The sequence below is a fragment of the Saccharothrix isguenensis genome, from assembly GCF_052936305.1.
The window spans coordinates 6,833,698-6,859,165 of sequence record NZ_CP193626.1; the positions used below are offsets into that span (position 1 = coordinate 6,833,698).

Sequence of the window (25,468 nt, forward strand, 5' to 3'; positions counted from 1 at the left end):
TCCATCCGATCGCTGCGGGCAGACTTGCACGTGCACGCGTCACACCAGGTGAGAGGGGCGCTGCCGATGAGCGGACGACTCGGAATCGATGATGTCTCCCCGACCGTGAGCAACGGTCGCTACCCGGCGAAGGCCGTGGTCGGCGAGCACGTTCCGGTCGAGGCGACGGTGTGGCGCGAAGGCCACGACGCCGTCGCCGCCACCGTCGCGTGGCGGGGACCGAACGACCGGGTCGCCAGACAGACACGCATGGTGCCCCACGGCGTCGGCTTGGACCGCTGGGTCGCCACGATGGTCCCGGACGCCGAAGGCGCCTGGACGTTCCGCGTGGATGCCTGGAGCGACCCCTGGGCCACCTGGTTGCACGCCGTCGAGGTCAAGATCGCCGCGGGCCAGAGCGCCGACGAGCTGGAGAACGACCTGGAGACCGGCGCGCGCCTGCTCGACCGCGTCAGCCGCCGGCCGGACCGGCGCAAGGACAAGCCCCTCCTGGTCAACGCCGCGAAGGCGTTGCGCGACGAGCACCGGCCCCTCCCCGAGCGGGTGGCGCCCGCCCTCGCCGGCGACGTGCGCCAGGTCATGTACGACCACCCGGTGCGCGAGCTGGTCACCAAGGGCAGGCCGCAGAAGGTGTGGGTCGACCGGAAGCGGGCGGCCTTCGGGTCCTGGTACGAGTTCTTCCCGCGCAGCACCGGCGGCGTGGACGAGTCGGGCGTCGCGGTGCACGGCACGTTCGTCACCGCCGCCAAGGAGCTCGACCGCATCGCGGCGATGGGCTTCGACGTGGCCTACCTGCCCCCGATCCACCCGATCGGGCGGGTCAACCGCAAGGGCCCGAACAACACGCTCACCGCGACCGAGGACGACCCGGGCTCGACCTGGGCCATCGGCGCGGACGAGGGCGGGCACGACGCGATCCACCCGGAGCTCGGCACGATCGAGGACTTCGACGCGTTCGTGGCCCGCGCCCGGGAGCTCGACCTGGAGGTGGCGCTCGACCTGGCCCTCCAGTGCGCCCCCGACCACCCGTGGGTGCTGAAGAACCCGGAGTGGTTCACCACCCGCCCGGACGGGTCGATCGCCTACGCGGAGAACCCCCCGAAGAAGTACCAGGACATCTACCCGGTCAACTTCGACAACGACCCCCAGGGCATCTACAACGAGGTGCTGCGCGTCGTGCTGCACTGGGTGGACCACGGGGTGCGGATCTTCCGGGTCGACAACCCGCACACCAAGCCGCCGGACTTCTGGGCGTGGCTGATCTGGGCGGTCAAGGACCGCCACCCGGACGTGTTGTTCCTCAGCGAGGCGTTCACCCGCCCGGCGCGCCTGTACGGGCTGGCGAAGCTCGGCTTCACGCAGAGCTACACGTACTTCACCTGGCGCACGACCAAGGAGGAGCTGACCGAGTTCGGCGCCGAACTGGTCGAGCACTGGGACGAGGCGCGGCCCAACCTGTTCGTCAACACCCCGGACATCCTGCACGAATCGCTCCAGCACGGCGGTCCGGGGATGTTCGCGCTGCGGGCGGCGCTGGCGGCGACGATGGCGCCGAGCTGGGGCGTGTACGCGGGCTACGAGCTGTTCGAGCACGAGGCCGTCCGGCCGGGCAGCGAGGAGTACCTGAATTCCGAGAAGTACCAGCTCAGGCCCCGCGACTTCGCTGCCGCGCTGGCCGAGGGCCGGTCCCTCGAGCCGTGGTTGCGCAAGCTGAACGCGATCCGCCGGGCGCACCCGGCGCTGCAGCAGATGCGAACACTGCGGTTCCACCACGTCGACAACCCGGCGTTGATCGCCTACTCGAAGCAGGACCCCGGCACGAACGACACCGTCGTCGTCGTGGTCAACCTCGATCCGCACAACGCGCAGGACGGCACCGTCTGGCTGGACCTGCCCGCGCTCGGCGTCGACTGGCACGAGCGGCTGATCGCGCACGACGAGGTGTCCGGGGAGACCTGGGACTGGGGTCAGGCCAACTACGTGCGCCTGGAACCCTGGCGCTCCCCGGCGCACATCGTGGGCGTCCAGCGCCGGTTCAGCGGCGCCGGCTGACAGAAAACCAACCCGGTCCCCTTTACCGAGTCCCCGTGCCCGCCGAAGAGCACGAGGGACGATCGAACGCACCCCCAATGAGGTGGGACGAGGTGGAGCACACATGCATGAAGAGGCCCGACCCGACGCGGCGCTGGTAGGTCTGGAGAACGTGCCGCACACCGGTGAGGCCATCGGCGCCGACGGTCTGCTGGTGGAGCCGCAGGCAGAGGACTTCCGGTCGGCCAAGCTCGTGCCGCGCGAACGCGACTGGTTCAAGGGCGCGGTGTTCTACGAGGTGCTCGTGCGCGCGTTCAGCGACTCGAACGGCGACGGCACCGGTGACCTGCGCGGTCTCGCGTCCCGACTGGACTACCTGGAGTGGCTCGGCGTCGACTGCCTGTGGCTGCCGCCCTTCTACGCGTCGCCGCTGCGCGACGGCGGGTACGACATCTCCGACTTCCGCGCGGTGCTGCCGGAGTTCGGCTCGGTCGAGGACTTCGTCTACCTGCTGGACGAGGCGCACCGCCGGGGCATCCGGGTGATCACCGACCTGGTCCTCAACCACACGAGTGACGCCCACCCGTGGTTCCAGCAGTCGCGCACCGACCCGGACGGCCCGTACGGCGACTACTACGTGTGGAGCGACGACGACCAGCGCTACGCGGACGCGCGGATCATCTTCGTCGACACCGAGTCGTCGAACTGGACCTACGACCCGGTGCGCGGCCAGTTCTACTGGCACCGGTTCTTCTCCCACCAGCCCGACCTGAACTTCGAGAACCCGCACGTGCAGGAAGCCATGCTGGACACCCTCCGGTTCTGGCTGGACCTGGGCATCGACGGGTTCCGGCTGGACGCCGTGCCGTACCTGTTCGAGCAGGAGGGCACGAACTGCGAGAACCTGCCGCGCACGCACGACTTCCTGAAGCGCTGCCGCAAGGTCGTGGACGACGAGTACCCCGGGCGGGTGCTCCTCGCCGAGGCGAACCAGTGGCCGTCGGACGTGGTGGAGTACTTCGGCAACCCCGAGGTCGGCGGCGACGAGTGCCACATGGCGTTCCACTTCCCGCTGATGCCGCGCATCTTCATGGCGGTGCGGCGCGAGTCGCGGTTCCCGATCTCGGAGATCCTGGCGCAGACGCCGCAGATCCCGGACGGCTGCCAGTGGGGCATCTTCCTGCGCAACCACGACGAGCTGACGCTCGAGATGGTGACCGACGAAGAGCGCGACTACATGTACACCGAGTACGCCAAGGACCCGCGGATGAAGGCCAACATCGGCATCAGACGCCGATTGGCCCCGTTGCTGGAGAACGACCGCAACCAGCAGGAGCTGTTCACCGCGATGCTGCTGTCGCTGCCCGGTTCTCCCGTCCTCTACTACGGTGACGAGATCGGCATGGGCGACAACATCTGGCTGGGCGACCGCGACGCGGTGCGGACGCCCATGCAGTGGACCCCGGACCGCAACGCGGGCTTCTCCAGCTGCGACCCCGGCCGGATCTACCTGCCGGTGATCATGGACCCGGTGTACGGCTACCAGGCGCTCAACGTCGAAGCGCAGCTGAACAACCAGTCGTCGCTGCTGCACTGGACGCGGCGGATGATCGAGGTGCGCAAGCAGCACCACGCGTTCGCCGACGGCGACTTCACCGACCTCGGCGGATCCAACCCGAGCGTGCTGGCCTACCGGCGGCGGTGGCGGCGGCCCGACGACCGCGAGGACGTCGTGCTGTGCGTCAACAACCTGTCGCGGTTCCCGCAGCCGGTCGAGCTGGACCTGTCGGAGCACCGCGGCAGCAGGCCCGTCGAGCTGACCGGCGGGGTGGTCTTCCCCACCGTGGGCGACCTGCCCTACCTGCTGACCCTGCCCGGTCACGGCTTCTACTGGTTCCAGCTCGTGGAAGCCGACGACGACAGCGAGGCGAGGTGAGGGACGTGACCGAACCGCACGAACTGGTCGACAAGGTGATGACCGAACTTCCCGAGTGGCTGCCGGCGCAACGGTGGTTCGGCGGGAAGGACCGCCCGGTCACCTCGATCCGTCCACTCCGGACGTCGGTGCTGCGGGCCGAGGAGCCGGTGCTGGTGCACCTGGTGGTCGAGGTGGAGCAGCCGGACCGCAAGGAGCCGTACCAGCTGCTGGTCACCGACCACGTGGAGAACTACGACGCGACGGCCGTGCCCGAGCTGACCGGCGCGCTGCTCGACCTGATCGCCGAGGGCGCCGAGGTCGAGGGCCTGAAGTTCGAGCACGAGCCGGACGTGGAGATCACGACGGGGCTGCGCGGCCGGCCGATCACGTCCGAGCAGTCGAACACGTCGATCGTCTTCGGCAGCCAGTACATCCTCAAGCTGTTCCGCAAGCTGACGTACGGCGACAACCCGGACCTGGTGCTGCACCGCGCGCTGCGCCAGGTCGGCTGCGAGCACATCGCCCAGCCGCTCGGGTCGATCACCGGCCGGCTGGACGGCCACACCACCACCGTCGGCATGCTCCAGCAGTTCATGCCCGACGCGGTGGACGGCTGGGCGATGGCCACCACGAGCGTCCGCGACCTGATGGCCGAGGGCGACCTGCACGCGGACGAGGTGGGCGGCGACTTCGCCGGTGAGGCGCACCGGCTCGGGCAGGCCGTGGCGACCGTGCACGCCGACCTGGAGCGCGCGCTCGGCATCGAGCGCGCGGACGCGGAGGCCATCGACCAGACCGTGCGGGCGATGACGGCGCGGCTGGACGAGGTGGTCGCCGCGGTGCCGGAGCTGCGGCCGTACGTGCCAGCGCTGCGGGACGCGTTCGAGCAGGCCAGGGACACCTCGGACGCGGTCGTCACCCAGCACATCCACGGCGACCTGCACCTCGGCCAGGTGCTGCGCACCGTGCAGGGGTGGATGCTGATCGACTTCGAGGGCGAGCCCGGCTCGCCCATCGCCGAGCGGACCGCGCTGCGCTCGCCGTTGCGCGACGTGGCGGGGATGCTGCGATCCTTCGACTACGCGGCGCACCAGCTGCTCGTGGGCCAGCCGGACGGCCACCAGCTGACCGTGCGGGCGCTGGAGTGGTCGCGGCGCAACCGCGCGGCCTTCACCGAGGGCTACGCGGAGGCGGCGGCCTCGTCCGTCGGCGACCCCCGCGAGCAGGGCTACCTGCTGCGCGCGTTCGAACTGGACAAGGCCGTGTACGAGGTCGCCTACGAGCACGCGAACCGGCCGGAGTGGTTGATGGTGCCGTTGACGTCGATCGCACGGATCACTGGAGAGGGAGCGGTGCAGTCATGATCTCGCCCGAGGACGTCGACCGGCTGCTGGCCGGGGCGCACCACGACCCGCACTCCGTGCTCGGCGTGCACCACGTCCCCGAGGGCGTGGTCGCGCGGGCACTGCGCCCGGGCGCGTCCGCGGTGGCCGTGATGGCCGGAGACAAGCGCTTCGAGCTGGACCGGGTCACCGACGGGCTGTTCGCGGGCGAGCTGCCCGAGCACCCCGGCGACTACCGCCTGGAGGTCGAGTACGGCGGCACGGCCGTGGAGCTGGACGACCCGTACCGGTGGCTGCCCACCGTCGGCGAGCTGGACCTGCACCTCATCGGCGAGGGGCGGCACGAGCGGCTGTGGGACGTGCTGGGCGCGCGGGTGCGCACCTACGACACGCCGAACGGCACCGTCTCGGGCGTCTCGTTCGCCGTCTGGGCCCCGACCGCGCGCGGTGTGCGGGTCTGCGGCGACTTCGACGGCTGGGACGGGCGGGCCAACCCGATGAGGTCGCTCGGCTCGTCGGGCGTGTGGGAGATCTTCATCCCCGGCATCCCGGCGGGCTGCCGGTACAAGTACCGGATCCTCGGCCGCGACGGCGTGTGGCACGAGAAGGCCGACCCGATGGCGTTCGCCACCGAGAGGCCGCCCGCCACGGCTTCCGTCGTCACGCGGTCGGCCTACGAGTGGGGCGACGCGGAGTGGCAGGCCAAGCGCGACGCCACGCAGTGGATCGACGCGCCGGTCTCCGTGTACGAGGTGCACCTGGGCTCGTGGCGGCATGGCGCCGACGGGCACGCACTCGGGTACCGCGAGCTGGCCACCGAGCTGGTGGACTACGTGGTGAACGCCGGTTTCACGCACATCGAGCTGATGCCGGTGGCCGAGCACCCGTTCGGCGGGTCGTGGGGCTACCAGGTGACGTCGTACTACGCGCCGACGTCCCGGTTCGGGTCGCCGGACGACTTCCGGTTCTTCGTCGACACCCTGCACCAGCGGGGCATCGGCGTGATCATGGACTGGGTCCCGGCCCACTTCCCGCGCGACGCGTGGGCGCTGGCCAAGTTCGACGGCTCCGCCCTGTACGAGCACGAGGACCCGCGCCGGGGCGAGCACCCCGACTGGGGCACGCTGGTGTTCGACTTCGGGCGCAACGAGGTGCGGAACTTCCTGGTCGCCAACGCCCTGTACTGGATCGAGGAGTTCCACATCGACGGCCTGCGGGTCGACGCGGTGGCCTCGATGCTGTACCTGGACTACTCGCGGCAGGAAGGCCAGTGGCTGCCCAACCAGTACGGCGGCCGGGAGAACCTGGACGCGGTGCGGTTCCTGCAGGAGCTGAACGCCACCGTGTACAAGCGCCACCCCGGCGTGATGATGGTGGCGGAGGAGTCGACGGCGTGGCCGGGCGTGTCGCGGCCGACGCACCTCGGCGGCCTCGGGTTCGGTTTCAAGTGGAACATGGGGTGGATGCACGACTCGCTGCACTACCTGTCGCGCGAGCCCATCCACCGGTCGTTCCACCACAACGAGATCACGTTCTCGCTGGTGTACGCGTGGAGCGAGAACTTCGTGCTGCCGCTGTCGCACGACGAGGTGGTGCACGGCAAGGGGTCGCTGTGGCAGCGGATGCCGGGTGACGACTGGAACAAGGCGGCCGGGCTGCGGTCGCTGCTGGCGTTCATGTGGGCGCACCCGGGCAAGCAGCTGCTGTTCATGGGCGGCGAGTTCGGGCAGCGGGAGGAGTGGTCCGAGGGCCGGTCGCTGGACTGGCACCTGCTGGAGTCGCCGCTGCACCGAGGGCTGCTCGGGCTGATCTCGGACCTGAACCGGGTCTACAAGGCGTCACCCGCGCTGTACAGCGCGGACAACAAGCCGGAGGGGTTTTCGTGGATCGACGCGAACGACTCGGCCGGGAACGTGCTGAGCTTCCTGCGGATCGGCGAGGACGGGTCGCTGCTCGCGTGCGTGGCGAACTTCGCCGGCATGCCGCACCACGACTACCGGGTCGGCCTGCCGCTGGCCGGGCGGTGGCGTGAGGTGGTGAACACGGACTCGGAGGTCTACGGCGGGTCCGGGGTCGGGAACCTCGGCGGGGTCGTGGCGGAGGAGCACCCGTGGCACGGTCGACCGGCTTCGGCGGTGCTCCAACTGCCGCCGGCGGGCGTGGTCTACCTGACTCCCGAGGTGGATGGGTCCGCCTGATCGATTCGGTGGCGGGGTCCGCCGTGCGATCCTTGATCGGTGACAGGCGATGTGTGGGCGGTCGGCGAGGCTTACGAGGCGTACGTCGGGCGCTGGAGCCGTCCCGTGGCGGGGCTGTTCCTCGACTGGCTGGACGTGCCGGCGGGCCGGCGCTGGCTGGACGTGGGGTGCGGCACCGGTGCGTTGACGGCGGCCGTGCTGCGGGTCGAGGAACCGGCCGAAGTGGTCGGCGTCGACCCGTCCGGGGGGTTCCTGGGCACGGCCCGTGATCGGGTGACGGACCGGCGGGCGAGCTTCCGGACCGGTGACGCGCGGTCGCTGCCGTTCGCCGACGACGAGTTCGACGCGGTGGTCGGCGGCCTGTCTCTCAACTTCGTGCCGGACGCGGGCCGGGCCGTGGCCGAGTTCGCCCGGGTCGCCGCGCCCGGCGGTGTCGTCGCGGCCTACGTGTGGGACTACGCGGAGGGCATGGCGATCACGCGGCACTTCTGGGACGCCGCCACCTACCTCGACCCCAACGCGAACGACCTGGACGAGGGTCGGCGGTTCCCGCTGTGCAGGCCGGAGCCGCTGCAGGCGCTGTGGACCGGTGCGGGTCTGGGATCGGTGGAGGTGCGGGCGCTGGAGGTGCCGACCGTGTTCGCCGACTTCGACGACTACTGGCGCCCGTTCCTCGGCGGCCAGGGCCCCGCCCCCGCCTACACCGCGTCCCTGCCCGAGGACCGCCGCCGAGCCCTCCGGGAGTTGCTCCGCACCCGCCTGCCCACCGCCCCGAACGGCTCCATCCCCCTGACCGCCCGAGCCTGGGCCGTGAGGGGCACCGCGGCGGGGTGACGTCTGGCTTGAGGTCCCGGTGCGCTCTCCCGATCGCGGCCTCAGGCTCGGCCCTGACCTCGGGCTCGGCCGAGCGGCGGGTTGGGGCTTCCGGGGCGCGGGCCTCCGGGGCGCGGACCAGCCGGAACAACCCGCGGCACCGGGCAGGGCCACCCGGCCGCTCGACACGCTTCGCAGGGGTCCTCGCCAAGGGGACCCCTGCTTTGATCTTACCGGCGGGGTCCGACAATTCGGATCTCCCGCTGCCAAGCAGGCCGCAGCAGGGGGTCCGGGCGGGCACAATGGACGGATGCGGCTCGTATCGGCTCGGCTGGTCCTGCTGGTCACAACCCTGCTGGTGACCACCGCGTGCGCCCAACCGATCCCGGGCACGCCGAGGGCGGGCGAGTCGGTCACCAGGGGCACGGTCGACCCCGGCTTCATCCGGGGCACCGACGGCGGCCCCATCGACCAGCTCGCGGCGACCGCCATCACCGACATCGAGACGTTCTGGGAGGAAGCCTTCCCGCAGACGTTCGAGAAGAAGTGGCAACCGCTGGAAGGCGGCATCTACTCGGTCGACACCGCGGACCCGTCCGCCAAGCCGCCGCCGTGCACCGAGAAGGCCGCCGACGTCGAGGGCAACGCCTTCTACTGCCCCAGCGCCGACGCCATCGCCTGGGACCGCGCCGCGCTCCTGCCCGTCCTCAAGGACGGCTACGGCGACGCCGCCGTGGTGATCGTGCTGGCCCACGAGATGGGCCACGCCGTGCAGAACCGGATGGGCATCACCCCGGACGCCGAACGCCGTGAGCCGCAGCGGTTCCCCACGATCCTCACCGAGGCGATGGCCGACTGCTTCGCGGGCGCGTTCGTGAAGTGGGTGAACGACGGCAAGTCCGAGCACCTGGACATCGGCTCCGACACGCTGGACTCGGCGCTCGGCGCGCTGATCACGTTCCGCGACCCGGTCGGCACGTCGGCCGAAGACCAGTCCGCGCACGGCAACGCGTTCGACCGGGTGTCCGCGTTCCAGGACGGCTACCAGCAGGGCGTCGGGTTCTGCGCGGCCATGTCGGTGGAGAACCGGGCGTTCACCCAGCAGGCGTTCACCACCGCCGACGACCGCGACCGGGGTGGCAACCTGCCGTTCGACGAGATGCTGGAGTTCGTCACCCCCGACCTGAACGCCTACTACGAGGGCTTGACCACGCAGGCGGGCAAGACGTGGGCCGACCCGAAGGCGACGCCCACCGAGGAGGAGCCGGACTGCTCCGGTGACCAGGGGCCGGTGGCGTACTGCCCGGCGGACAAGTCGGTGGAGTTCGAGGTCGGGTCGGACCTCCCGGAGCTGCACGCCGAGATCGGCGACTACGCGACGGGCGTGCTGCTGGCCAGCCGGTACGCGATGGCCGCGATGGCGGCGATGGGCGTCGAGGTCGAGGGCGAGGAGGCGGCGACCACGGCGTTGTGCCTGGCCGGCGCGTACACGCGGGAGGTGTTCGTCCGGCAGAAGGGGTTCGGGCTGTCGCCCGGCGACCTGGACGAGGCGGTCCGGGTGCTGCTCGCGTACGACTACGCGGCGCGCGACGCGACGGGCTCCGCGGCGCTCGACCCCGGGTTCAAGCGGGTCGAGGTGTTCCGCGGCGGTGTCCTGGAGGGCACGAAAGCCTGCGGTTTGGCGTAACCCGCGCGGGTCGGCCAAGTAGGGTTCGCACTCGGATCGGCACGGACCTGGGATGGGGCTTGGGCATGGCTCGACGGGCTTGGGTAGCTGCGACGCTCGTCGCCGCGTTGGTGTTGACCGGGTGCACGCAGGTCGTGAGCGGACTGGGCCGGTCCGAGCGGCCGGACGTCACCAAGGTGGCCGGGCTGGACATCACCACCGGTGACAGCGGCCCGAAGCCCGGCGTGGCGGACGCCGACCTCCAGGTGGAGGGTGGCGACGGTGGCGAGATGGACCGGCTCGCGATCAACACGCTGGCCGACGTCGAGGAGTACTGGGCCGAGCAGCTGCCCGCCCGGTTCGGCAAGGAGTTCCAGCCGGTGAAGCGGCTGGTGTCGTACGACTCCAACGGCAAGGGCGTGGACATCTGCCGCACCAACACGGCGGGTGTGGCGAACGCGTTCTACTGCTCGCTGGACGACTCGATCGCGTGGGACCGCGGTGAGCTGCTGCCGATGCTGGACGACGCGTTCGGGCCGATGTCGGTGGTGACCGTGCTGGCGCACGAGATGGGTCACGCGATCCAGTACAAGCTCGGTGACATCGGCGGGATCAACCAGGCGACGCCGTCGATCATCAAGGAGCAGCAGGCCGACTGCTACGCGGGCAACTTCTTCCGGTGGGTGGCCGAGGGCAGGTCCAAGCACTTCCGGATCTCGACCGGGCCCGGGTTGAACCAGGTGCTGGCGACGATGTTCTTCATCCGGGACGCGGCGGGGACGTCGGCCGAGAAGCAGGGCGCGCACGGCAGCGCGTTCGACCGGGTGGCGGCGTTCCAGTTCGGGTTCGCCGGTGATCCGACGCGGTGCGCGCAGATCGACGAGGCCGAGATCAAGGCCCGGATCACGCAGCAGAAGTTCGACTCGAAGGACCAGGACACCGGGCTGGGCAAGGGCAACCTGAAGGTGGACGACCAGAAGTCGCTGGACCTGCTGGAGGAGTCCTTGCAGGAGGCGTACAAGCAGTCCGGCGCCACGCCGCCGTCGTTGTCCTCGTCCGGGCCGGACTGCCCGGACGCCTCCCGGACGTCGCCCGCGTCGTACTGCCCGGCGACCAACTCGATCTCGATCGACCTGCCGGACCTGGTGAAGATCGGCACGCCGCCGAAGCGCGGGCAGAAGGGCGGCATCGGCGACTTCGCCGCGTTCGCCGAGGTGGCGTCGCGGTACGCGTTGTCGATCCAGAAGGCGACCGGGTACGGGTTGGAGGGGCCGGCGGCGGGGTTGCGCACGGCTTGCCTGACCGGGTCCTGGGCCGGGACGACGACTCAGGCCACGGCGCGGCTGCGGTTGTCGTCCGGTGACCTGGACGAGGCGGTGGCGGAGCTGCTGGCCGACAAGAGCTTGATCGCGGCCGATGTGAACGGGACCGTCGTGCCGTCCGGCTTCGCCCGCGTGGAGGCGTTCCGCGACGGCTTCTACCAGGGCTCGGGCCTCTGCACCCGCAAGTACTCCGGCTGACCCCACCCAGACACCGCGAGTCGCGCAGTCAGACACCGCGAACCGCGCACTCGGACACCGGGAGTCGCGCAGTCAGACACGCCGAGGGGCAGTCCGGCGGGCATCGGGAAGGCCCTGGCCAACCTGCTCAGCGGGGGCAGCGGGGGCAGCGGGAGTTGTCCACAGGTCGAGCCGACCGCGCGGATTTGTTCGATCCCTGCCGGCAGTATGAAGAACAGGGGTCCCCCTGCGCGGGGGACCCCTGTGATCAGTGGTGGACCAGGTCAGTAGAGGGCGCTGGCCAGGTTGCGGCGGGCCTTGGCCACGCGTTCGTCGTCCGGCGGGAACAGTTCGAACAGGGTCACCAGGTGTTCGCGGACCTTGTCGCGGTCGTCGCCGTAGACCCGGCGGACGGTGTCGACCAGGCGCTTGAACGCCTTCTCCACGTCGTTGGTCGCCAGTTCCAGGTCAGCGGCGGCCAGTTGGGCGTCCAGGTCGTCCGGGTTCCCGTCGGCCTTCGCGATGGCATCCGCCGGCACGGCCTCGGCCCGCGCCGTGAACCGGACCTGGGCCAGAGCGGCCTTCGCCTCGGCGTTCGCCGGTTCGGCCGCCAGGATGGCCTCGTACGCGGCCTCGGCGGCGGCGAAGTCACCCTGCTCGAACGCATCCTCGGCGGCCGTGAAGCGCGGGTCCTCCGGCTCGCCCATCGGCTCCTGGTCGGCGCCGACGGGCGCGGTGCGGTTGGCTTCCGCCGCCTTGATGCCGGGCAGGCGGTCACGCAGGGCGTCCAGCAGGCGGTCGATCCACTGGCCGAACTCGGCATCCGGCAGCGGTCCGGCGAACGCGTCGATGGGCTGGCCACCGGCGATCGCCACCACGGTCGGCACCGACTGCACGCCGAACACCTGGCCGATCCGCGGACTCGCGTCCAGGTCGACCCGTGCCAGCAGCCACGTGCCGCCACCCGCCCTGGCGGCGCGTTCGAGCACAGGTGAGAGCTGGCCCGCCTCGGGGCTCCAGGTCGCGGTCAACTCGACCACGACCGGCACTTCCAGGGAGCGCTCGACGACCGACTGGAACGTCGCCTCGGTGACGTCCAGCACCCACGGGCTCGGACCGGCGTCCGAACCTCCGGCCCCGCCCGGCGGCGGAGGAGGTGGGGTGGTGGCGCGCTGCCTCGCGGCGTCGGCCCGGGCCTTCAGCGCGCCGAGGTCGACCGCCCCGGACAACGCGGCGGACATTGCGGCGGTCTTTCGGGGGTCTGGCCTTGTCACGCCTTCCATCCTGGCACGAGACCGACCGAGGGACGCGCGCGGCTAGCCGGGGAGTTGCGCGACCGGGTCGATCGCCATCGGGTTCGTCCGCATGGCCTCGTTCAGGTGCCCCAAGCGGCGGGCGACCGGGGTCATCAGGTCGACGAACCGGGCGGTGCCGGCCTCACCCAGGACGTCCCACGGACGGGCGGCGGCGTCGTCGGTCCGGCGCTCGACGTCCTCGCGCAGCGCCCGACCGGCCGACGTGAGGCCGCCGTCGAACAGGCCACGCCCGGTGAGCGACGCTTCGGCTTCCCGCCACTCCTCCTCCGACCAGCCCCGCGCGACCCGCATGTACGCCGGGTCGAGACCCTTGTCGGCGCTGAACAGCACCAACGTCTCGCACGGGCTCAGGTCGGCGGCCACCAGAGCGGCGATGTGACCGTCACCCCGCGACTCGCGCAACGTGGTGCACGCCTGCCACAACGCGAGGTGCGGCTCGTCGGGCACGGGCAAGGCGAGGTTCGCCGCGGCCAGCACCCGGCCCGCGATGGGCGCCGCCTCGGCGGCCTGCCCGGCCAGTTCGGCGGCCTCGGCGACGTCCAGGCTCTCCAGCATCCGGCGCAGCGCCCGGTCGACGCCCTCCAGCCGCGCCTCGACGAACCGGGCCGGCTCGGCGACCCCCCACGCGTCGGGCAGCGCGCGGGCCACCATCCGCGGGTGGAAGCTGTAGAACGCGGCGGTGACGACCTCCGGCGGCACGGCGCCGAGCGGTGCCGCGCGCTGACCGAAGTAGCCCATCCAGCCGCCCTTGCAGCCCAGCTCGTCGGTGACCGCCCGCGACTCCGGCGAGAAGTACGTCACGTCGTGGTAGGTCTCGAAGCGCAACCACAGGTCTCTCGGCGTCATGCCCCGGAACTTACCGACGCCTCACCCCTCGCCGGCGAGGTGACGTTCGACCCGCTCCACCTTGGCCGTCAGCTGGCCCGTGTGGCCGGGCCGGATGTCGGCCTTGAGCACGAGGCTCACCCTCGGCGCACTGGCCTGCACGGCCTCCGTCGCCTTCTTGACCACCGCCATCACCTCGTCCCACTCGCCCTCGACCAGCGTGAACATGGCGTTGGTCTCGTTGGGCAGGCCGGACTCGCGGACCACCCGGACGGCCTCGGCGACGGCCGCCGCCACCCCGTCGGACTCCCCGCCTAGCGGGCTGACGCTGAACGCGACGAGCACTGCTGCCTCCTGCGTGTAGGTACCCACTGGTAGCTTCGCCGCATGACGTCGCAGCCGTTGCCGTTCGACCCCATCGCGCGCGCCGCCGAGCTGTGGGAGAAGCGGATCGGCCCGTCGACGGCGATGGCCGCGGTCACCAGCGTCATGCGAGTACAGCAGATCATCCAGTCCGCTGTGGACGCCGCCCTCAAGCCGCACGGGCTGACGTTCGCGCGGTTCGAGGCGCTCGTGCTGCTGACGTTCGCCCGCACGGGCAGCCTCCCGATGCGGGTCATGGGCGAGCGCCTCCAGCTGCACCCGACGAGCGTCACGAACATCGTGGACCGGTTGGAGGCGGACGGGTTGGTGCGCCGCAACCCGCACCCGACCGATCGCCGCACCACGCTGGTGGAGATCACCGAGGCCGGGCACAGCAGGCGTGAGGCCGCCACCGAGGCCGTGACGAGCGTCGACTTCGGGTTGCGCGGGCTGACCGAACGGCAGACCGAGCAGCTGACCGAGCTGCTGGCGAAGGTCCGCCGCGCGGTCGGCGACTTCGAGGATTGAGGGTCGCCTGTGATCCGTTCGACACCCGCCGGCGGTGCGGTCACCCTGCACTCGTGCGGAGATCGGGGCTCTGGTGACCGAGCACTTGGACCGGGTGCTGGGCGTGACGACGAGCGTGCTGAGGCTGGTCGGCACGATGTCCGCTGCGATGCGTGACGGAGCGGTGACGTACCAGGTGGAGGCCGACCGCGTGCCGGACGGCTTGTCCCGGGGCGGCTGCCGACCGCGGCGGGGGCGGTGTGGGCGAAGGCGACGCCACCGTCTGCTGGCCGAGGCGTCCGGGGTGGACTGCCGGCAGCCGGACGCCGAGGGACTCCGCCTCCGGGTCGCCGCGGTGGCGTCGACCCACGCCCGTCGCCGGGTGCCCCCAGTGCGCGTACGCGCGCCCGGTCGTTGGCGGTCTGAGCCCCGGTCGCGGGCGGTCTCAGTCGTTGGTGCTCCGGGCTTCGTCCAGCCGCCCGGTCCGGTTGGCCCAGCGCTCGAACACCACCGTGCCGAACGGCGGGATGCTCGCGACCAGGCCGAGGACGAGCGTCCGGCGGTCCCAGCGCTGCGCCAGCATCAGCGTCACCAGGACGTAGCCGACGAAGATCGCGCCGTGCACCGGGCCGAAGATCTTCACGCCGATCTCGTTGCCGACCACGACGTACTTGAAGAACATGCCGATCAGCAGACCGGCCCACGACACCGCCTCGGCGAGCGCGAGGAGCCGGAAACGACCAACAGCGCTGCTAAACATGGCTTCCATTGTGCGTGGTGACGGCCCTCACCAGCCCTCCACCCCCCGTGAGTCGCACGTTCACGTCGCGCGAGTCCTGCGTTCGGCACAGGTGAGGTCCCGAACGCAGGACGCACGCGTTCTGAACGCAGGACTCGCGCGGGTCAGTCCTCCCAGCGGAAGACGCGCGCGGCCAGGGTTCCGATCACCAGGGTGAAGCCGATCAGGACGGCCGAGGGGACGAGGAGTGCTTCGACGCCCTTGCCCCGGACCAGGACGTCCAGCATCCCGTCGTTCATGTGCCGCAACGGGAACGCGTTCGACACCGTCTGCAGCCAGGACGGCGCGTTCTCCAGCGGGAAGAACGAGCCCGACAGGAATGCCATCGGCATGATGATGATGTTCGCCGCGCCGGACGCCGCTTCCTCGGTCTTGCAGAACGCGCCGACCAGCATGCCGATCGCGAAGAACGCCAACGTGCCCAGGATCAGCAGCGGCAGCGCCAGGTACCACTGACCGGTCAGCTGGAGCCCGAAGAACGGCAGCAGCGCGACCCCCACGAACACGATGCCCTGCGCCACCGCGGTGCCGATGCTCACCAGGAGCCGCGACGAGAGCACGGTCATCGCGCTCACCGGCGCCAGCCGGATGCGCCGCAGCACCTGCTTCTTCCGCCACGACACCATCGTCAGCGACGCGCCGAACACACCCGAGATCGAGATCGCCCACGACAGGATGCCGGGCGTCATGTACTGGATCGGCTTGAGCGACGCGTCCTCGACCGGCTTGGCCTCCAACGTGAACCGGGGCGGCGTGTTCGACGCCTGGAGGTTCATCTTGTCGACCACGCCGGACACGATCCCGATCACGGTGCCCGCCGCGACCTGGTCGCTGGCCGCGAACGTCACGTCGACCCGGTCGCCGTTCAGCACCACGGCGGCGGGCAGGTCGCCGTCGTTCACCTTCTGCCGCGCGGTCGCCTCGTCCTCGTACTTCTCCAGCTCCAGCACGCCGGTCTGCTCCAACGCCGACAGCACCGGCCCGTCACCGACGGTCGCGATCTTCGTCTTGTCGCTGCCCGAGTCGCTCAGCAGCAACCCGAACACGACCAGGAACATCAGCGGGAACAGGAAGACGAAGAACAACGTCATCTTGTCCCGCAGGAAACCCTTGACCATGGCGGCCGACAGGCTCTTGAAGGCGGTCATGCGCGGTACTCCCGTCCGGTCAGGTCGAGGAACACGTCCTCCAACGTGGCCGTGCGCACCTGGAGCCCGTCCAAGGTGCCGCGTTCGGCGAGCGCCGACAGGACCGGCGCGGGCTTGCGGGTGGAGATGGTCAACGAGACGTCGTCCTCCTGCGCGTCGTCGACGCCGGTCATGCCCCGGGCCGCTTCGCGCGTGAGCACGCCCTTCTGCAGCACGACGTGCGTCGGCGCGTCCAGGCCCCGGACCAGCGTGGCGGGCGCGTCCATGGCGAGGATCCTCCCCCGGTCCATGATCGCCACGCGGTCGCACAGGATCTCGGCCTCGTCGAGGTAGTGCGTGGTGTAGACGATGGTCTTGCCCCTGGCCTGGATCGCGCGCAGGACGTCCCACAGGTTGCGCCTGGCCTGCGGGTCCAGCGCCGCGGTCGGCTCGTCGAGGAAGACGATGTCCGGGTCGTGCACCAGCGCGCACGCGATCGACAGCCGCTGCCGCTGGCCCCCGGACAGCTTGTTCTCCTGCACGTCCGCCTTGTCGGTCAGGCCGACCAGTTCCAGCATGTCGTCGGCCGTCTGCCGGCTGACCCCGTACAGCGAGCCGAACGTCTGCAGCTGCTCCCGCGCGGTCAGCTTCTCGAAGAAGCTCGACGCCTGGAGCTGCACGCCGATCCTCGGCAGCAGCTTCGGGTTGCGCGGCCACGGCTTCTCGCCGAGCAGCGTCACCTGCCCGGCGTCCGGCTTGCGCAGGCCTTCGACGATCTCCAGCGTGGTGGTCTTGCCCGCCCCGTTCGGCCCCAGGATGCCGAAGAACTCCCCCTCGGCGACGGTGAACGACACCCCGTCGACCGCCTTCAGCTCGCCGTAGTTCTTCCTGATGTCCGCAACCACGACGGCCGGTATGCGTGCCCCTGTCATGCCTGGACGGTAAGCGTCACCTCCGGCCGGGTGGACCGGTTTCCGCAGTCCACGACATAAGTGAACGCCGATCGAGACTTTCGAACGACACCGTGGTAGCTGTGCGCGCGGACGCGGTCACGACGGGTGCTCACCTGCGCAGGGTGAGGGTGGTGCGGAGTCCGGACCTGTGGCCCACGTCGCTTCGGCCGGGTCCGAGGTCAGGCCGAAGTCGAGGCGCGCCCCCTGGTGGATCCGGGCGTGGTCCACGTGGACCTTGTCCCTCGGCACGCCGTCCACCCGCAAGGACCGCACGTACTGGAGCTGGGACGAGTCGGCGTCGGCAGCCGTGATGGTGATGTCACGGCCGTTCTCCAGGTGGACCACCGCCTCGCTGAACCTCGGCGCGTTCAGCACGAACTCCCCCGTGCCCGGCATCACCGGGTACAGGCCGAGCGCGCTGAACACGTACCACGCCGACATCTGCCCCAGGTCGTCGTTGCCGGTCACGCCGTTCGGCGCGTCCACGAACAACGTCTGCGCCGCCCGCACCACCGCCGACGTCTTCCACGGTTGGCCGACCAGCGCGTACATCCACGGCACGTGCAGGTCCGGCTCGTTGTTCGGGTTGTACCGGAACTGGTTGTAGTAGTCGTACGGCCCGACCACCCACTTCTCCCGGACCGCCTTCGCCGGGTCCGCCACCAGGTCCGGGTAGGCGAAGAAGTCGTCCAGCCGGGCCAGGGACGCGTCCTTGCCGCCCTGCCGTTCCACCAGGCCGGCCACGTCCTGCTGCGCCAGCCACTGGTACTGCCACGCCGTGCCCTCGTGGAACCCGTCCGAGCCCTGCGGGCTGAACGGGTCCAGCCACTCGCCGTTCGCGAGCTTCGGCCGGGGGAAGCCGGTGAAGCCCCGGTCGGACACCGTGCCGTCCCACAGCACCCGGTGGTTCAGCCCACGTCCGCGCAGGGCCGCCGCGTCGTCGGCGTGACCCAGCTCACCGGCCATGATGGACAGCGAGCAGTCCGCCAGCGCGTACTCCAACGTCGCCGACGCGCCGTGGTGCGGGTCGACGTCCTGCCCCTTCTTCGGGAAGTTCCGGTCGTACTGCACGAATCCGTTCGCCAGGTACGAGGGGTTGCCCACGCGCCCCTCGAACGGGGACGACGCCGGCGGCACGGACGTCGCGTTCTGCCACAACGCGCGGTAAGCCTGCTCCGCCAAGCCTTCCAGCGCGCCGAACCGCCACAGGTCGACCAGGAACGGGGTGACCGGGTCGCCGGTCATGGTGCTTGTCTCCTGGTTGGCGTACGCCCAGCGGGGCAGCCAACCGCCCTGCTCGTGGATCGCCAGCAAGGACCGGGCGATGTCCTTCGCCCGCGCGGGCCGCAGCAGCGCCAGCAACTGGTTCTGCGCGCGGTAGGTGTCCCAGAGGGAGAAGTACTCGTAGTACGTCCAGCCGTCCGCGCGGTGCACCTGGTTGTCGAACCCGCGGTACCGGCCGTCCACGTCGTTGCCCGTCAACGGCTGCAACAGCACGTGGTACAGCGCGGTGTAGAAGACCGTGCGGTCCGTCCCCTCGGCGGAGACTTCGACGCTCGACAACTCCTGCCGCCACGCGTCCCGCGCCGCCGCGCGCAAGGCGTCGAACGACTTGCCCCTGGACTCCGCGAGGTTCTTCGTCGCGCCTTCCGCGTCCACGTGCGAGATCGCGGTGGCCGCGGTGACCGGGCCGCCGTCGAACGCGACCCACTGGCCGCGCAGCCCCGACCCGCCCTCCGCGCCACCCCAGTTGCCGGTCCGCTCGAACGGCCGGTCGAACGTCGTGGTGAAGTACGTCGTGTACGGCTTGCCGCCGCAGAACGCCTGGGACACCACGGTTCCCGCCAGCGTCCGGTCGTCCACCACCCGGATCGAGCTCGCGAACACCGGCTCCCTGTCGTTCGCCTGGCCCACGTTCACCAGCACGTGCGGCGTCACACCGGCCGGGAACGCGAACCGCTCCACCCCCGAACGGGTCGTCGCCGTCGTCTCCACCGTGATGCCGGACGCCAGCCGGACGCGGTAGTAGCCGGGCTTGCCGACCTCGCCGTCGTGCGTGTACGCGGTGCCGTAGGAGCGGTGGTCGAAGCTGCGCGGCAGCCGGGTGGCCGGCAGGATCGACACCAGCCCGCCCTGCTCGTGGCACCCCGCGCCGGACAGGAAGAAGTGCCCGAACCCGCGGATCACCGGGTCGTCGTAGCGGTACCCGGCGTAGTGCGAGCCGATCGGGCTGGAGTGCGCCATGCCGAACGGCATCGACGCGCCCGGGAACGTGTTCCCGTCGTCCTTGGTGCCGATGAACGTGTTCACCGACTCGACGGGGTCGGGACTGGCCGCCGTTGCCGTCACGGGACTCACCCTAACCGCGAACACCAGGGCCGACAGGTCCGCGCGGACCACGTCTCCACCCTTCAGTCGAACGGATCAACCGGTCAGGCTGATCAACCGACCCGCGCTGGTTCCGAGGCCGACTTTTGTCCTGTTCGAGACAGGACGGGTCGTTGACATCCGTGAACGCGGGGTGTGTGATTCGGCGACTATGACAACGTTGTCCCCGAACGGCGTGGCTGGCGCGCGCAAGGTGCGGCGGGCCACGATGAACGACGTGGCGCGGCTGGCGGGCGTCAGCATCAAGACGGTCTCGCGCGTGGTGAACGACGAGGCGGGCGTGCACCCGGCCACCGCCGAGCGGGTGCTCGCGGCGATCGAGCAGCTGGGCTTCCGGCGCAACCTGAGCGCCCGCAACCTGCGGCGCGGCTCGTCCACCGGCACGATCGGCCTCGTGCTGGAAGACGTCGGCAACCCGTTCTACTCCGGTGTCACGCGCGCCGTCGAGGAGATCGCGCGGCTGCGCGGGCGCCAGGTCATCACCGGGTCGTCCGACGAGGACCCGGCGCGGGAACGCGAGCTGTCGCTGGAGTTCTGCTCGCGGCGGGTGGACGGACTGCTGATCGTGCCCGCCGGCGTGCAGCACGGGTACCTGGTGCCGGAGATGCGGACGGGCACGCCCGTGGTGTTCCTGGACCGGCCGGCCGGTGACGTGGTGGCGGACACCGTGCTGGTGGACAACATCGGCGGCACCGTGGAGGCGGTGGCGCACCTGGCGTCGTTCGGGCACCGGCGGATCGCGTTCCTCGGTGACGCGCCGGACATCTTCACCGCCAACGAACGCCTGCGCGGCTACCGCGAGGGTTGCGCGCGGGCCGGTCTCGGCCACCACGAGTCGCTGGTGGTCATGGGGCCGCACGACGAGCAGTCGGTGCGGGCGGCGTTGCACGGCCTCCGGCACGCCGCCGAGCCGGCGACGGCGGTGGTGACGGGCAACAACCGGATCACCGTGCACGCCGTGCGGGCGCTGGCCGGGTGCCCGACGCGGCCCGCGCTGGTGGGCTTCGACGACTTCGAGCTGGCCGACCTGCTGTCACCGCCGGTGACCGTGATCGCGCACGACGCGAGCGCGCTCGGCAAGGCAGCGGCGGACCTGCTCTTCGCCCGGCTGGACGGCGACGCGTCACCACCGCGCCGCGTCGTCCTGCCGGTCCGCTTGGTGGCCCGTGGATCAGGAGAGGTTCAAGCATGAATGCCCGCGAGTCCTCCGCTCAGACACCGCGAGTCGCGCGGTCCGGCACGGCGAACCCACCGTCCGAGCCGGGCCGGCCAGCCGAGCCGAACCCGCCGTTCGAGCCCATCGCGCTGGAAGCCAACCAGCCCCGGCAGTTCTACCGGGGCGGTGCAGCGATCGCGGCGTTCCGGCAGCGTGCCGACGCCGATCGCGGGCCGGAGGACTGGGTCGCGTCCACCACCACGCAGTTCGGCAAGGACGAGGCCGGGCTGACCAGGCTCCAGGACGGCCGGTGGCTGCGGGACGCGGTGGCGGCGGACCCGGTGTCGTGGCTCGGCGAGGAGCACGCGGCGGAGTTCGGCGCGGACACGGCGCTGCTGGTGAAGCTGCTCGACGCCGGCCAGCGGCTGCCGGTGCACTGCCACCCGTCGAACGCCTTCGCGTCCACCCACCTGGGGTGCCGGCACGGCAAGACCGAGGCGTGGATCGTGATGGGCACGCTCGGCCCGGACCCGGCGGTCTACATCGGGTTCCGCGAGGACGTGCCGGCCGCCACCGTCGCCGAGTGGGTGTCCACACAGGACTCCTCCGCGATGCTGCACGCGCTGAACCGGGTCAAGGTGTCCCCCGGTGACACGGTGTTCGTGCCCGCCGGTGTGCCGCACGCGATCGGCGAGGGCGTGTTCATCGTCGAACTCCAGCAGCCGACGGACTTCTCCGTCACGTTGGAGTGGCGGGGTTTCCTGGCCGACGCCGAAGCCGGGCACCTCGGTCTCGGCTACGACCGCGCGTTGGACTGCGTGGAGCGGCGGGCCCAGGCCCCGGACCGGCTGGTCCGGCACACGCGGGCGTCGACCGGCGAGTCGGTGAACCTGTTCGACGCGCAGGCCGACCCGTTCTTCCGCGCCGACCGGCTGCACGTGTCCGGCACGGCGGCGTTGGAGCCCTCGTTCGGCGTGTTCGTGGTGCTGGAAGGCGCGGGCACGCTCGGTCCCATCGCGGTGCACCGGGGCACCACGGTGGTCGTGCCGCACGCGGCGGGTGAGGTCGTGGTGACCGGCGACGTCGTCGCCATCCGGTGCCGGCCGCCCTCGGTGTCGAGCATCGAGGGCTGACAGCAGGCCCTGGCGGGCGCACGGGCTCCCTACCGGTCCGTCCGCACCGGCGATGTCGTTGTCGAGCGCGGCGAGCACCTGGCGGCTCGCCGTGCGCGCCGCTCGCCGTGCGCGCCGCTCGGCACAAGCCCCTAGAGGTACTTGTTCGCCAGGTCCGAGTACTCCTTCTCCAGGTCGTCCGCCAGGTAGGCGACGTACGCCCACGGCACCTCGTGCACGTGGTCGCGCATGCCGAGCAGGTGGCGCTTCGCCCGGTGCGAGTCCTCGGCCAGGGCGAACGCCGCCGCGAACAGGTTGTGCGCCTGCAACGCCCGGGGGTGGGGCTTGGTCGGGGTCGAGTCCCACTTGTCGGCCGCGGTGGCGATCTCGTCCCGGTGCCGGCTGAAGTACCGCATCTTCAACGTGGCGATCTTCAACGCCGACCGCGCCTGCACGGCGTCCTCGAACTGCTCCAGGAAGATCTCGAAGTGGGCCAGCGGCAGCATCGCGACCACCGGGTCGCCGGGCGGCGCGGCGTCCACGCTGCCCTGGGCGAACGCCATCATCTCCTCGGCCGACCCGCCCCACTTGGCCGCCAGGATCTGCAACCGGGTCCAGTGCGCCGGGTAGAGCGACGCGCACCGCGCCACGATCTCCCGCCAGACCTCGTCCTTCTGGTCCCGGTCCACCTGCAGCCCGAGCCCGGTGGTCTGGAGCTGCGCCCACGGCACCGCGTCCCTCGGCAGGAGCTTCGCGGCCTCGTGCAGCGGGCCGACGGCCTTGCGCAGCGTGCCGAAGAAGACCTTGAACCGGTCCTTGCCGACGCTGTCCGCCCGTCCCGAGCCGCGGATCGCCCACGCCTCCCGGATGAACGCCGTGCCGGCCAGCAGCCACAGGTCCGGGTCGGTGTTGTTCTTCGCCAGCTCCAGCAGCTCGTCGGCGTGGCCGATGGCGTGCTCGCCGAGCACCTCCACCCGCAGCGCCCGCACCTCGGGCTCGTCCCGGCACTCGGCGAGCACCGTGGTGGCCGCCCGCAGGTGCCCCGCGTCCATCTCCTCGGCCGCGATGTCCAGGATCGCGTCGTCGTAGGTGTGGTCCCGCACCACTTCGCGGGCAACCGCGGCAGGCCGCTTCCTCCGGAAAATCCCCACTCCAGCGACCTTACTTTCCTCCGAGCCCGAGTGGCTTAAGTCTTTCGTAGAGCCGAACAGGGCCTTTCTGCGGTTGTCCGCCAGCCTACGTGCGCGGTGGAGTGGTGCCCTCGACGGAGGGGGAATCCATGCGAGGAAGACTCGTTGTCGCCGTGTCCGCCGCCCTGCTGGCCGCCGCGCTGCCGACGTATGCGCAGGCCGAGCAGGAGCAGCGGCCGGACCAGGCCATCACGTGGTCGGCGTGCGCCGACATCGAAGGGCTGGAGTGCGGGACGTTCCAGGCGCCGTTCGACTGGCGCACGCCCGACGACGGCCGGAAGATCACCATCGCGGTGAGCCGGCTCAAGCCGAGCGGGGGCGAGGCGAAAGGTTCGGTGCTGACCAACCCGGGCGGTCCGGGCGGGCCGGGCCGGACGTTGCCGCTGCTCTTCGCCGGTCGCGCCAAGCTCGTGGACGCCATGGAGGTCATCGGCATCGACCCGCGCGGCACGGGGGCGAGCACGAACATCACGTGCGGCGGGTTCGACTGGATGAGCGTCACCGACCCGCGTGACCGCAGCCGCGCCAACACCGACTTGCTCTACGACGCCGCCGAGCTCCAGGCCACCGCGTGCCAGACCCGGTCGGGCGAGTTCGGCAAGGTGGTCAACACCGAGCAGACGGTCCACGACCTCGACCTGCTGCGCCGGCTGCTGGGCCGGGAGAAGGTCAGCTGGATCGGCTACTCGGGAGGCAGCTGGATGGGCGCGTACTACGCCACCTACTTCCCGGACCGGGTGGACAAGTTCGTGCTCGACTCGAACACCGACTTCACCACCACGTTCCAGGACGTCTTCGACGACTTCGGCTACGGCTTCGAACGCCGGTTCCGCACCGACTTCCTGCCTTGGGTGGCGAAGTACGACAGCCTCTACCACCTGGGCACGACCGGTGAGCAGGTCCGGCAGGTCTACGAGACGACCCGCGCGAAGCTGGCCGCGGACCCGCTGCCGCTGGGCGACGGCACCGTGGTCGACGGCGTCCGGCTGGACCTCGTGCTGTTCCGCGCGCAGTACAGCAAGCACTCGTTCCCGCCCGCCGCCGAGGCGCTGGCGTGGATCAACCAGGTCACGGCGTCCGGTGTCACGGCCCTCGCCGCGCCGCCGGCGGCGCTGGCCCAGTACCCGGACGCGGCCAACGCCACGCTGCACGCCATCACGTGCAACGACACGAAGTTCCGGCACAACCGCGCCGGCCTGGCGGCCGAGGGCGAGCGGCTGGGCAGGAAGTACCCGCTGTTCGGCTACTACCAGGTCCTCGCGCCGTGCGCGTTCTGGGACCGGCCGGAGCTGGACCTGAAGAAGCCGACCGGCAAGGGCGTGCCGCCGATCCTCATGGTGCAGTCGGTGCGCGACCCGGCGACGCCGCTGGAAGGCGCCCAGCGCGCCCACCGCAAGTTCCAGGGCTCGCGGCTGCTCACCGTGACCGACGAGGGCGACCACGGCGTCTACGGCTTCGGCAACGCGTGCGTGGACGACGTCGTGGAGTCGTTCATCGTGGACGGGAAGGTGCCGACGGCCGACCTGACGTGCCCCGGCATGCCGTTGCCCGACCCGACCGCGCCCACCGCCGCGGCCACGCGTCCGCTGGTGGGCCGGCCGTTGTAGCGGCTAGATCGCCCCGGTCTGCCGCCTCCGGGCGGCGTAGACACCGGCCTCGGTCCGCCGGTCGAAGCCGAGCTTGTGCAGCAGCGAGGAGACGTAGTTCTTGACCGTCTTCTCGGCCAGGTACAGCCGGTTCGCGATCTGCCGGTTGGTCAGGCCCTCGGCGATCAGGTCGAGGATCCGCCGCTCCTGCGGGCTCAACGCCGCGTAGCGCGGGTCCTCGACCGGTCCGCCGCGCAGCCGTTGCAGCACGGTCGCGGTGACGCCGGAGTGCAGCAGCGAGCCGCCGGCGGCCAGCGTGCGGATCGCGGACACCAGGTCGTTGCCCGAGACCTGCTTGAGCAGGTACCCGGCCGCTCCCGCCATGATCGCCCCGAACAGCGCCTCGTCGTCGGAGTACGACGTCAGCATCAGGCACGCGGGCGGCGGCTGGACCGTGGAGCGGATCTCCCGGCACACGGTGACGCCGTCGCCGTCGGGCAGCCGCACGTCGATCACCGCCACGTCGGGCAGGTGGAACGCGGCGGCGGACACGGCCGCGGCGGCGCTCTCCGCCTCACCGACGACCTCGATGTCGGGCTCCACCGCCAACAGCTGCTGCAGACCACGCCGCACGATCTCGTGGTCGTCCACTAATAGCACCGAGATGGACATGGCCCT

20 protein-coding genes are annotated in these 25,468 nt (G+C 71.0%); 11 read left to right on the forward strand and 9 right to left on the reverse strand.

The features are described from left to right. Positions 1-66: 66 nt before the first annotated feature. The 7 genes from ACRAKI_RS30690 to ACRAKI_RS30720 all read left to right on the forward strand — a co-directional run bounded on the left by ACRAKI_RS30690 (position 67) and on the right by ACRAKI_RS30720 (position 11,489). A complete protein-coding gene (locus ACRAKI_RS30690; protein WP_447003969.1) occupies positions 67-2,052 on the forward strand; it encodes an alpha-1,4-glucan--maltose-1-phosphate maltosyltransferase in 1,986 nt (661 codons plus the stop codon). A 103-nt stretch (positions 2,053-2,155) separates the two neighbouring features. Next, the gene (gene treS / locus ACRAKI_RS30695; protein WP_447003970.1) at positions 2,156-3,967 is read left to right on the forward strand and encodes a maltose alpha-D-glucosyltransferase; all 1,812 of its coding nucleotides are present in this window, start codon (positions 2,156-2,158) and stop codon (positions 3,965-3,967) included. Between the two features lie 5 nt (positions 3,968-3,972). Further along, positions 3,973-5,313, forward strand: coding sequence for a maltokinase N-terminal cap-like domain-containing protein (locus tag ACRAKI_RS30700; RefSeq protein ID WP_447003971.1), 1,341 nt, complete (start codon positions 3,973-3,975; stop codon positions 5,311-5,313). Next, complete coding sequence (gene glgB, locus ACRAKI_RS30705) at positions 5,310-7,490, forward strand: 1,4-alpha-glucan branching protein GlgB (protein ID WP_447003972.1); 2,181 nt, start codon at positions 5,310-5,312, stop codon at positions 7,488-7,490. The genes ACRAKI_RS30700 and glgB overlap by 4 nt, the downstream gene beginning before the upstream one ends. A gap of 39 nt (positions 7,491-7,529) precedes the next feature. Then, a complete protein-coding gene (locus ACRAKI_RS30710; RefSeq protein WP_447003973.1) occupies positions 7,530-8,324 on the forward strand; it encodes a class I SAM-dependent methyltransferase in 795 nt (264 codons plus the stop codon). A gap of 289 nt (positions 8,325-8,613) precedes the next feature. Beyond that, complete coding sequence (locus tag ACRAKI_RS30715) at positions 8,614-9,990, forward strand: neutral zinc metallopeptidase (RefSeq protein WP_447003974.1); 1,377 nt, start codon at positions 8,614-8,616, stop codon at positions 9,988-9,990. Positions 9,991-10,055: 65 nt separating this feature from the next. Beyond that, positions 10,056-11,489: a neutral zinc metallopeptidase gene (locus tag ACRAKI_RS30720; protein ID WP_447003975.1), complete on the forward strand. Its 1,434-nt coding sequence runs from the start codon at positions 10,056-10,058 to the stop codon at positions 11,487-11,489. 263 nt (positions 11,490-11,752) lie between these two features. Here the strand turns inward: ACRAKI_RS30720 and ACRAKI_RS30725 are convergent, their stop codons facing one another. From ACRAKI_RS30725 to ACRAKI_RS30735, 3 genes are read right to left on the reverse strand one after another with little or no spacing between them, the layout of a single operon-like run. Further along, on the reverse strand, positions 11,753-12,742 hold the full coding sequence (locus ACRAKI_RS30725; protein WP_447003976.1) for a co-chaperone YbbN: 990 nt from the start codon (positions 12,740-12,742) through the stop codon (positions 11,753-11,755). A gap of 42 nt (positions 12,743-12,784) precedes the next feature. Continuing rightward, on the reverse strand, positions 12,785-13,630 hold the full coding sequence (locus tag ACRAKI_RS30730) for an SCO6745 family protein (RefSeq protein WP_447003977.1): 846 nt from the start codon (positions 13,628-13,630) through the stop codon (positions 12,785-12,787). A 21-nt stretch (positions 13,631-13,651) separates the two neighbouring features. Then, positions 13,652-13,954: an MTH1187 family thiamine-binding protein gene (locus ACRAKI_RS30735; RefSeq protein WP_447003978.1), complete on the reverse strand. Its 303-nt coding sequence runs from the start codon at positions 13,952-13,954 to the stop codon at positions 13,652-13,654. A 42-nt stretch (positions 13,955-13,996) separates the two neighbouring features. On the opposite strand from ACRAKI_RS30735, the gene ACRAKI_RS30740 reads away from it, so the two are divergent. Next, on the forward strand, positions 13,997-14,500 hold the full coding sequence (locus ACRAKI_RS30740; RefSeq protein WP_447003979.1) for a MarR family winged helix-turn-helix transcriptional regulator: 504 nt from the start codon (positions 13,997-13,999) through the stop codon (positions 14,498-14,500). Between the two features lie 424 nt (positions 14,501-14,924). Here the strand turns inward: ACRAKI_RS30740 and ACRAKI_RS30745 are convergent, their stop codons facing one another. The 4 genes from ACRAKI_RS30745 to ACRAKI_RS30760 form a co-directional block, all read right to left on the reverse strand. Then, positions 14,925-15,239, reverse strand: coding sequence for a DUF3817 domain-containing protein (locus tag ACRAKI_RS30745; protein ID WP_447003980.1), 315 nt, complete (start codon positions 15,237-15,239; stop codon positions 14,925-14,927). 143 nt (positions 15,240-15,382) lie between these two features. Continuing rightward, complete coding sequence (locus tag ACRAKI_RS30750; RefSeq protein ID WP_447003981.1) at positions 15,383-16,426, reverse strand: ABC transporter permease; 1,044 nt, start codon at positions 16,424-16,426, stop codon at positions 15,383-15,385. Further along, positions 16,423-17,337, reverse strand: coding sequence for an ABC transporter ATP-binding protein (locus tag ACRAKI_RS30755; protein WP_447003982.1), 915 nt, complete (start codon positions 17,335-17,337; stop codon positions 16,423-16,425). Before ACRAKI_RS30755 ends, ACRAKI_RS30750 begins: the two co-directional genes overlap by 4 nt. Before the next feature lie 117 nt (positions 17,338-17,454). After that, positions 17,455-19,707 carry a GH92 family glycosyl hydrolase gene (locus ACRAKI_RS30760; protein WP_447003983.1) on the reverse strand — a complete coding sequence of 751 codons (2,253 nt, stop codon included), beginning with the start codon at positions 19,705-19,707 and terminating at the stop codon, positions 17,455-17,457. Positions 19,708-19,954: 247 nt separating this feature from the next. On the opposite strand from ACRAKI_RS30760, the gene ACRAKI_RS30765 reads away from it, so the two are divergent. Together ACRAKI_RS30765 and ACRAKI_RS30770 are read left to right on the forward strand one after the other, a co-directional pair. Then, on the forward strand, positions 19,955-20,938 hold the full coding sequence (locus ACRAKI_RS30765) for a LacI family DNA-binding transcriptional regulator (protein ID WP_447003984.1): 984 nt from the start codon (positions 19,955-19,957) through the stop codon (positions 20,936-20,938). Then, positions 20,935-22,035 carry a class I mannose-6-phosphate isomerase gene (locus ACRAKI_RS30770; protein ID WP_447003985.1) on the forward strand — a complete coding sequence of 367 codons (1,101 nt, stop codon included), beginning with the start codon at positions 20,935-20,937 and terminating at the stop codon, positions 22,033-22,035. Before ACRAKI_RS30765 ends, ACRAKI_RS30770 begins: the two co-directional genes overlap by 4 nt. A gap of 131 nt (positions 22,036-22,166) precedes the next feature. Here the strand turns inward: ACRAKI_RS30770 and ACRAKI_RS30775 are convergent, their stop codons facing one another. Next, entirely contained in the window at positions 22,167-23,165 is a 999-nt protein-coding gene (locus tag ACRAKI_RS30775) for a hypothetical protein (RefSeq protein ID WP_447003986.1), read from the reverse strand. Between the two features lie 128 nt (positions 23,166-23,293). Between ACRAKI_RS30775 and ACRAKI_RS30780 the strand changes: the two genes are divergently transcribed. Next, on the forward strand, positions 23,294-24,811 hold the full coding sequence (locus tag ACRAKI_RS30780; RefSeq protein ID WP_447003987.1) for an alpha/beta hydrolase: 1,518 nt from the start codon (positions 23,294-23,296) through the stop codon (positions 24,809-24,811). Between the two features lie 3 nt (positions 24,812-24,814). Here the strand turns inward: ACRAKI_RS30780 and ACRAKI_RS30785 are convergent, their stop codons facing one another. Further along, entirely contained in the window at positions 24,815-25,462 is a 648-nt protein-coding gene (locus ACRAKI_RS30785) for a response regulator (protein WP_447003988.1), read from the reverse strand. Positions 25,463-25,468 lie beyond the last annotated feature (6 nt).

Excerpts from the sequence above, each read along its gene's own strand:
- ACRAKI_RS30690 (WP_447003969.1), top strand. The coding sequence starts at position 67 with ATGAGCGGACGACTCGGAATCGATGATGTCTCCCCGACCGTGAGCAAC.
- treS (WP_447003970.1), top strand. The coding sequence starts at position 2,156 with ATGCATGAAGAGGCCCGACCCGACGCGGCGCTGGTAGGTCTGGAGAAC.
- glgB (WP_447003972.1), top strand. The coding sequence starts at position 5,310 with ATGATCTCGCCCGAGGACGTCGACCGGCTGCTGGCCGGGGCGCACCAC.
- ACRAKI_RS30715 (WP_447003974.1), top strand. The coding sequence starts at position 8,614 with ATGCGGCTCGTATCGGCTCGGCTGGTCCTGCTGGTCACAACCCTGCTG.
- ACRAKI_RS30720 (WP_447003975.1), top strand. The coding sequence starts at position 10,056 with ATGGCTCGACGGGCTTGGGTAGCTGCGACGCTCGTCGCCGCGTTGGTG.
- ACRAKI_RS30730 (WP_447003977.1), bottom strand. The coding sequence starts at position 13,630 with ATGACGCCGAGAGACCTGTGGTTGCGCTTCGAGACCTACCACGACGTG.
- ACRAKI_RS30740 (WP_447003979.1), top strand. The coding sequence starts at position 13,997 with ATGACGTCGCAGCCGTTGCCGTTCGACCCCATCGCGCGCGCCGCCGAG.
- ACRAKI_RS30745 (WP_447003980.1), bottom strand. The coding sequence starts at position 15,239 with ATGTTTAGCAGCGCTGTTGGTCGTTTCCGGCTCCTCGCGCTCGCCGAG.
- ACRAKI_RS30750 (WP_447003981.1), bottom strand. The coding sequence starts at position 16,426 with ATGACCGCCTTCAAGAGCCTGTCGGCCGCCATGGTCAAGGGTTTCCTG.
- ACRAKI_RS30755 (WP_447003982.1), bottom strand. The coding sequence starts at position 17,337 with ATGACAGGGGCACGCATACCGGCCGTCGTGGTTGCGGACATCAGGAAG.
- ACRAKI_RS30765 (WP_447003984.1), top strand. The coding sequence starts at position 19,955 with ATGAACGACGTGGCGCGGCTGGCGGGCGTCAGCATCAAGACGGTCTCG.
- ACRAKI_RS30770 (WP_447003985.1), top strand. The coding sequence starts at position 20,935 with ATGAATGCCCGCGAGTCCTCCGCTCAGACACCGCGAGTCGCGCGGTCC.
- ACRAKI_RS30780 (WP_447003987.1), top strand. The coding sequence starts at position 23,294 with ATGCGAGGAAGACTCGTTGTCGCCGTGTCCGCCGCCCTGCTGGCCGCC.
- ACRAKI_RS30785 (WP_447003988.1), bottom strand. The coding sequence starts at position 25,462 with ATGTCCATCTCGGTGCTATTAGTGGACGACCACGAGATCGTGCGGCGT.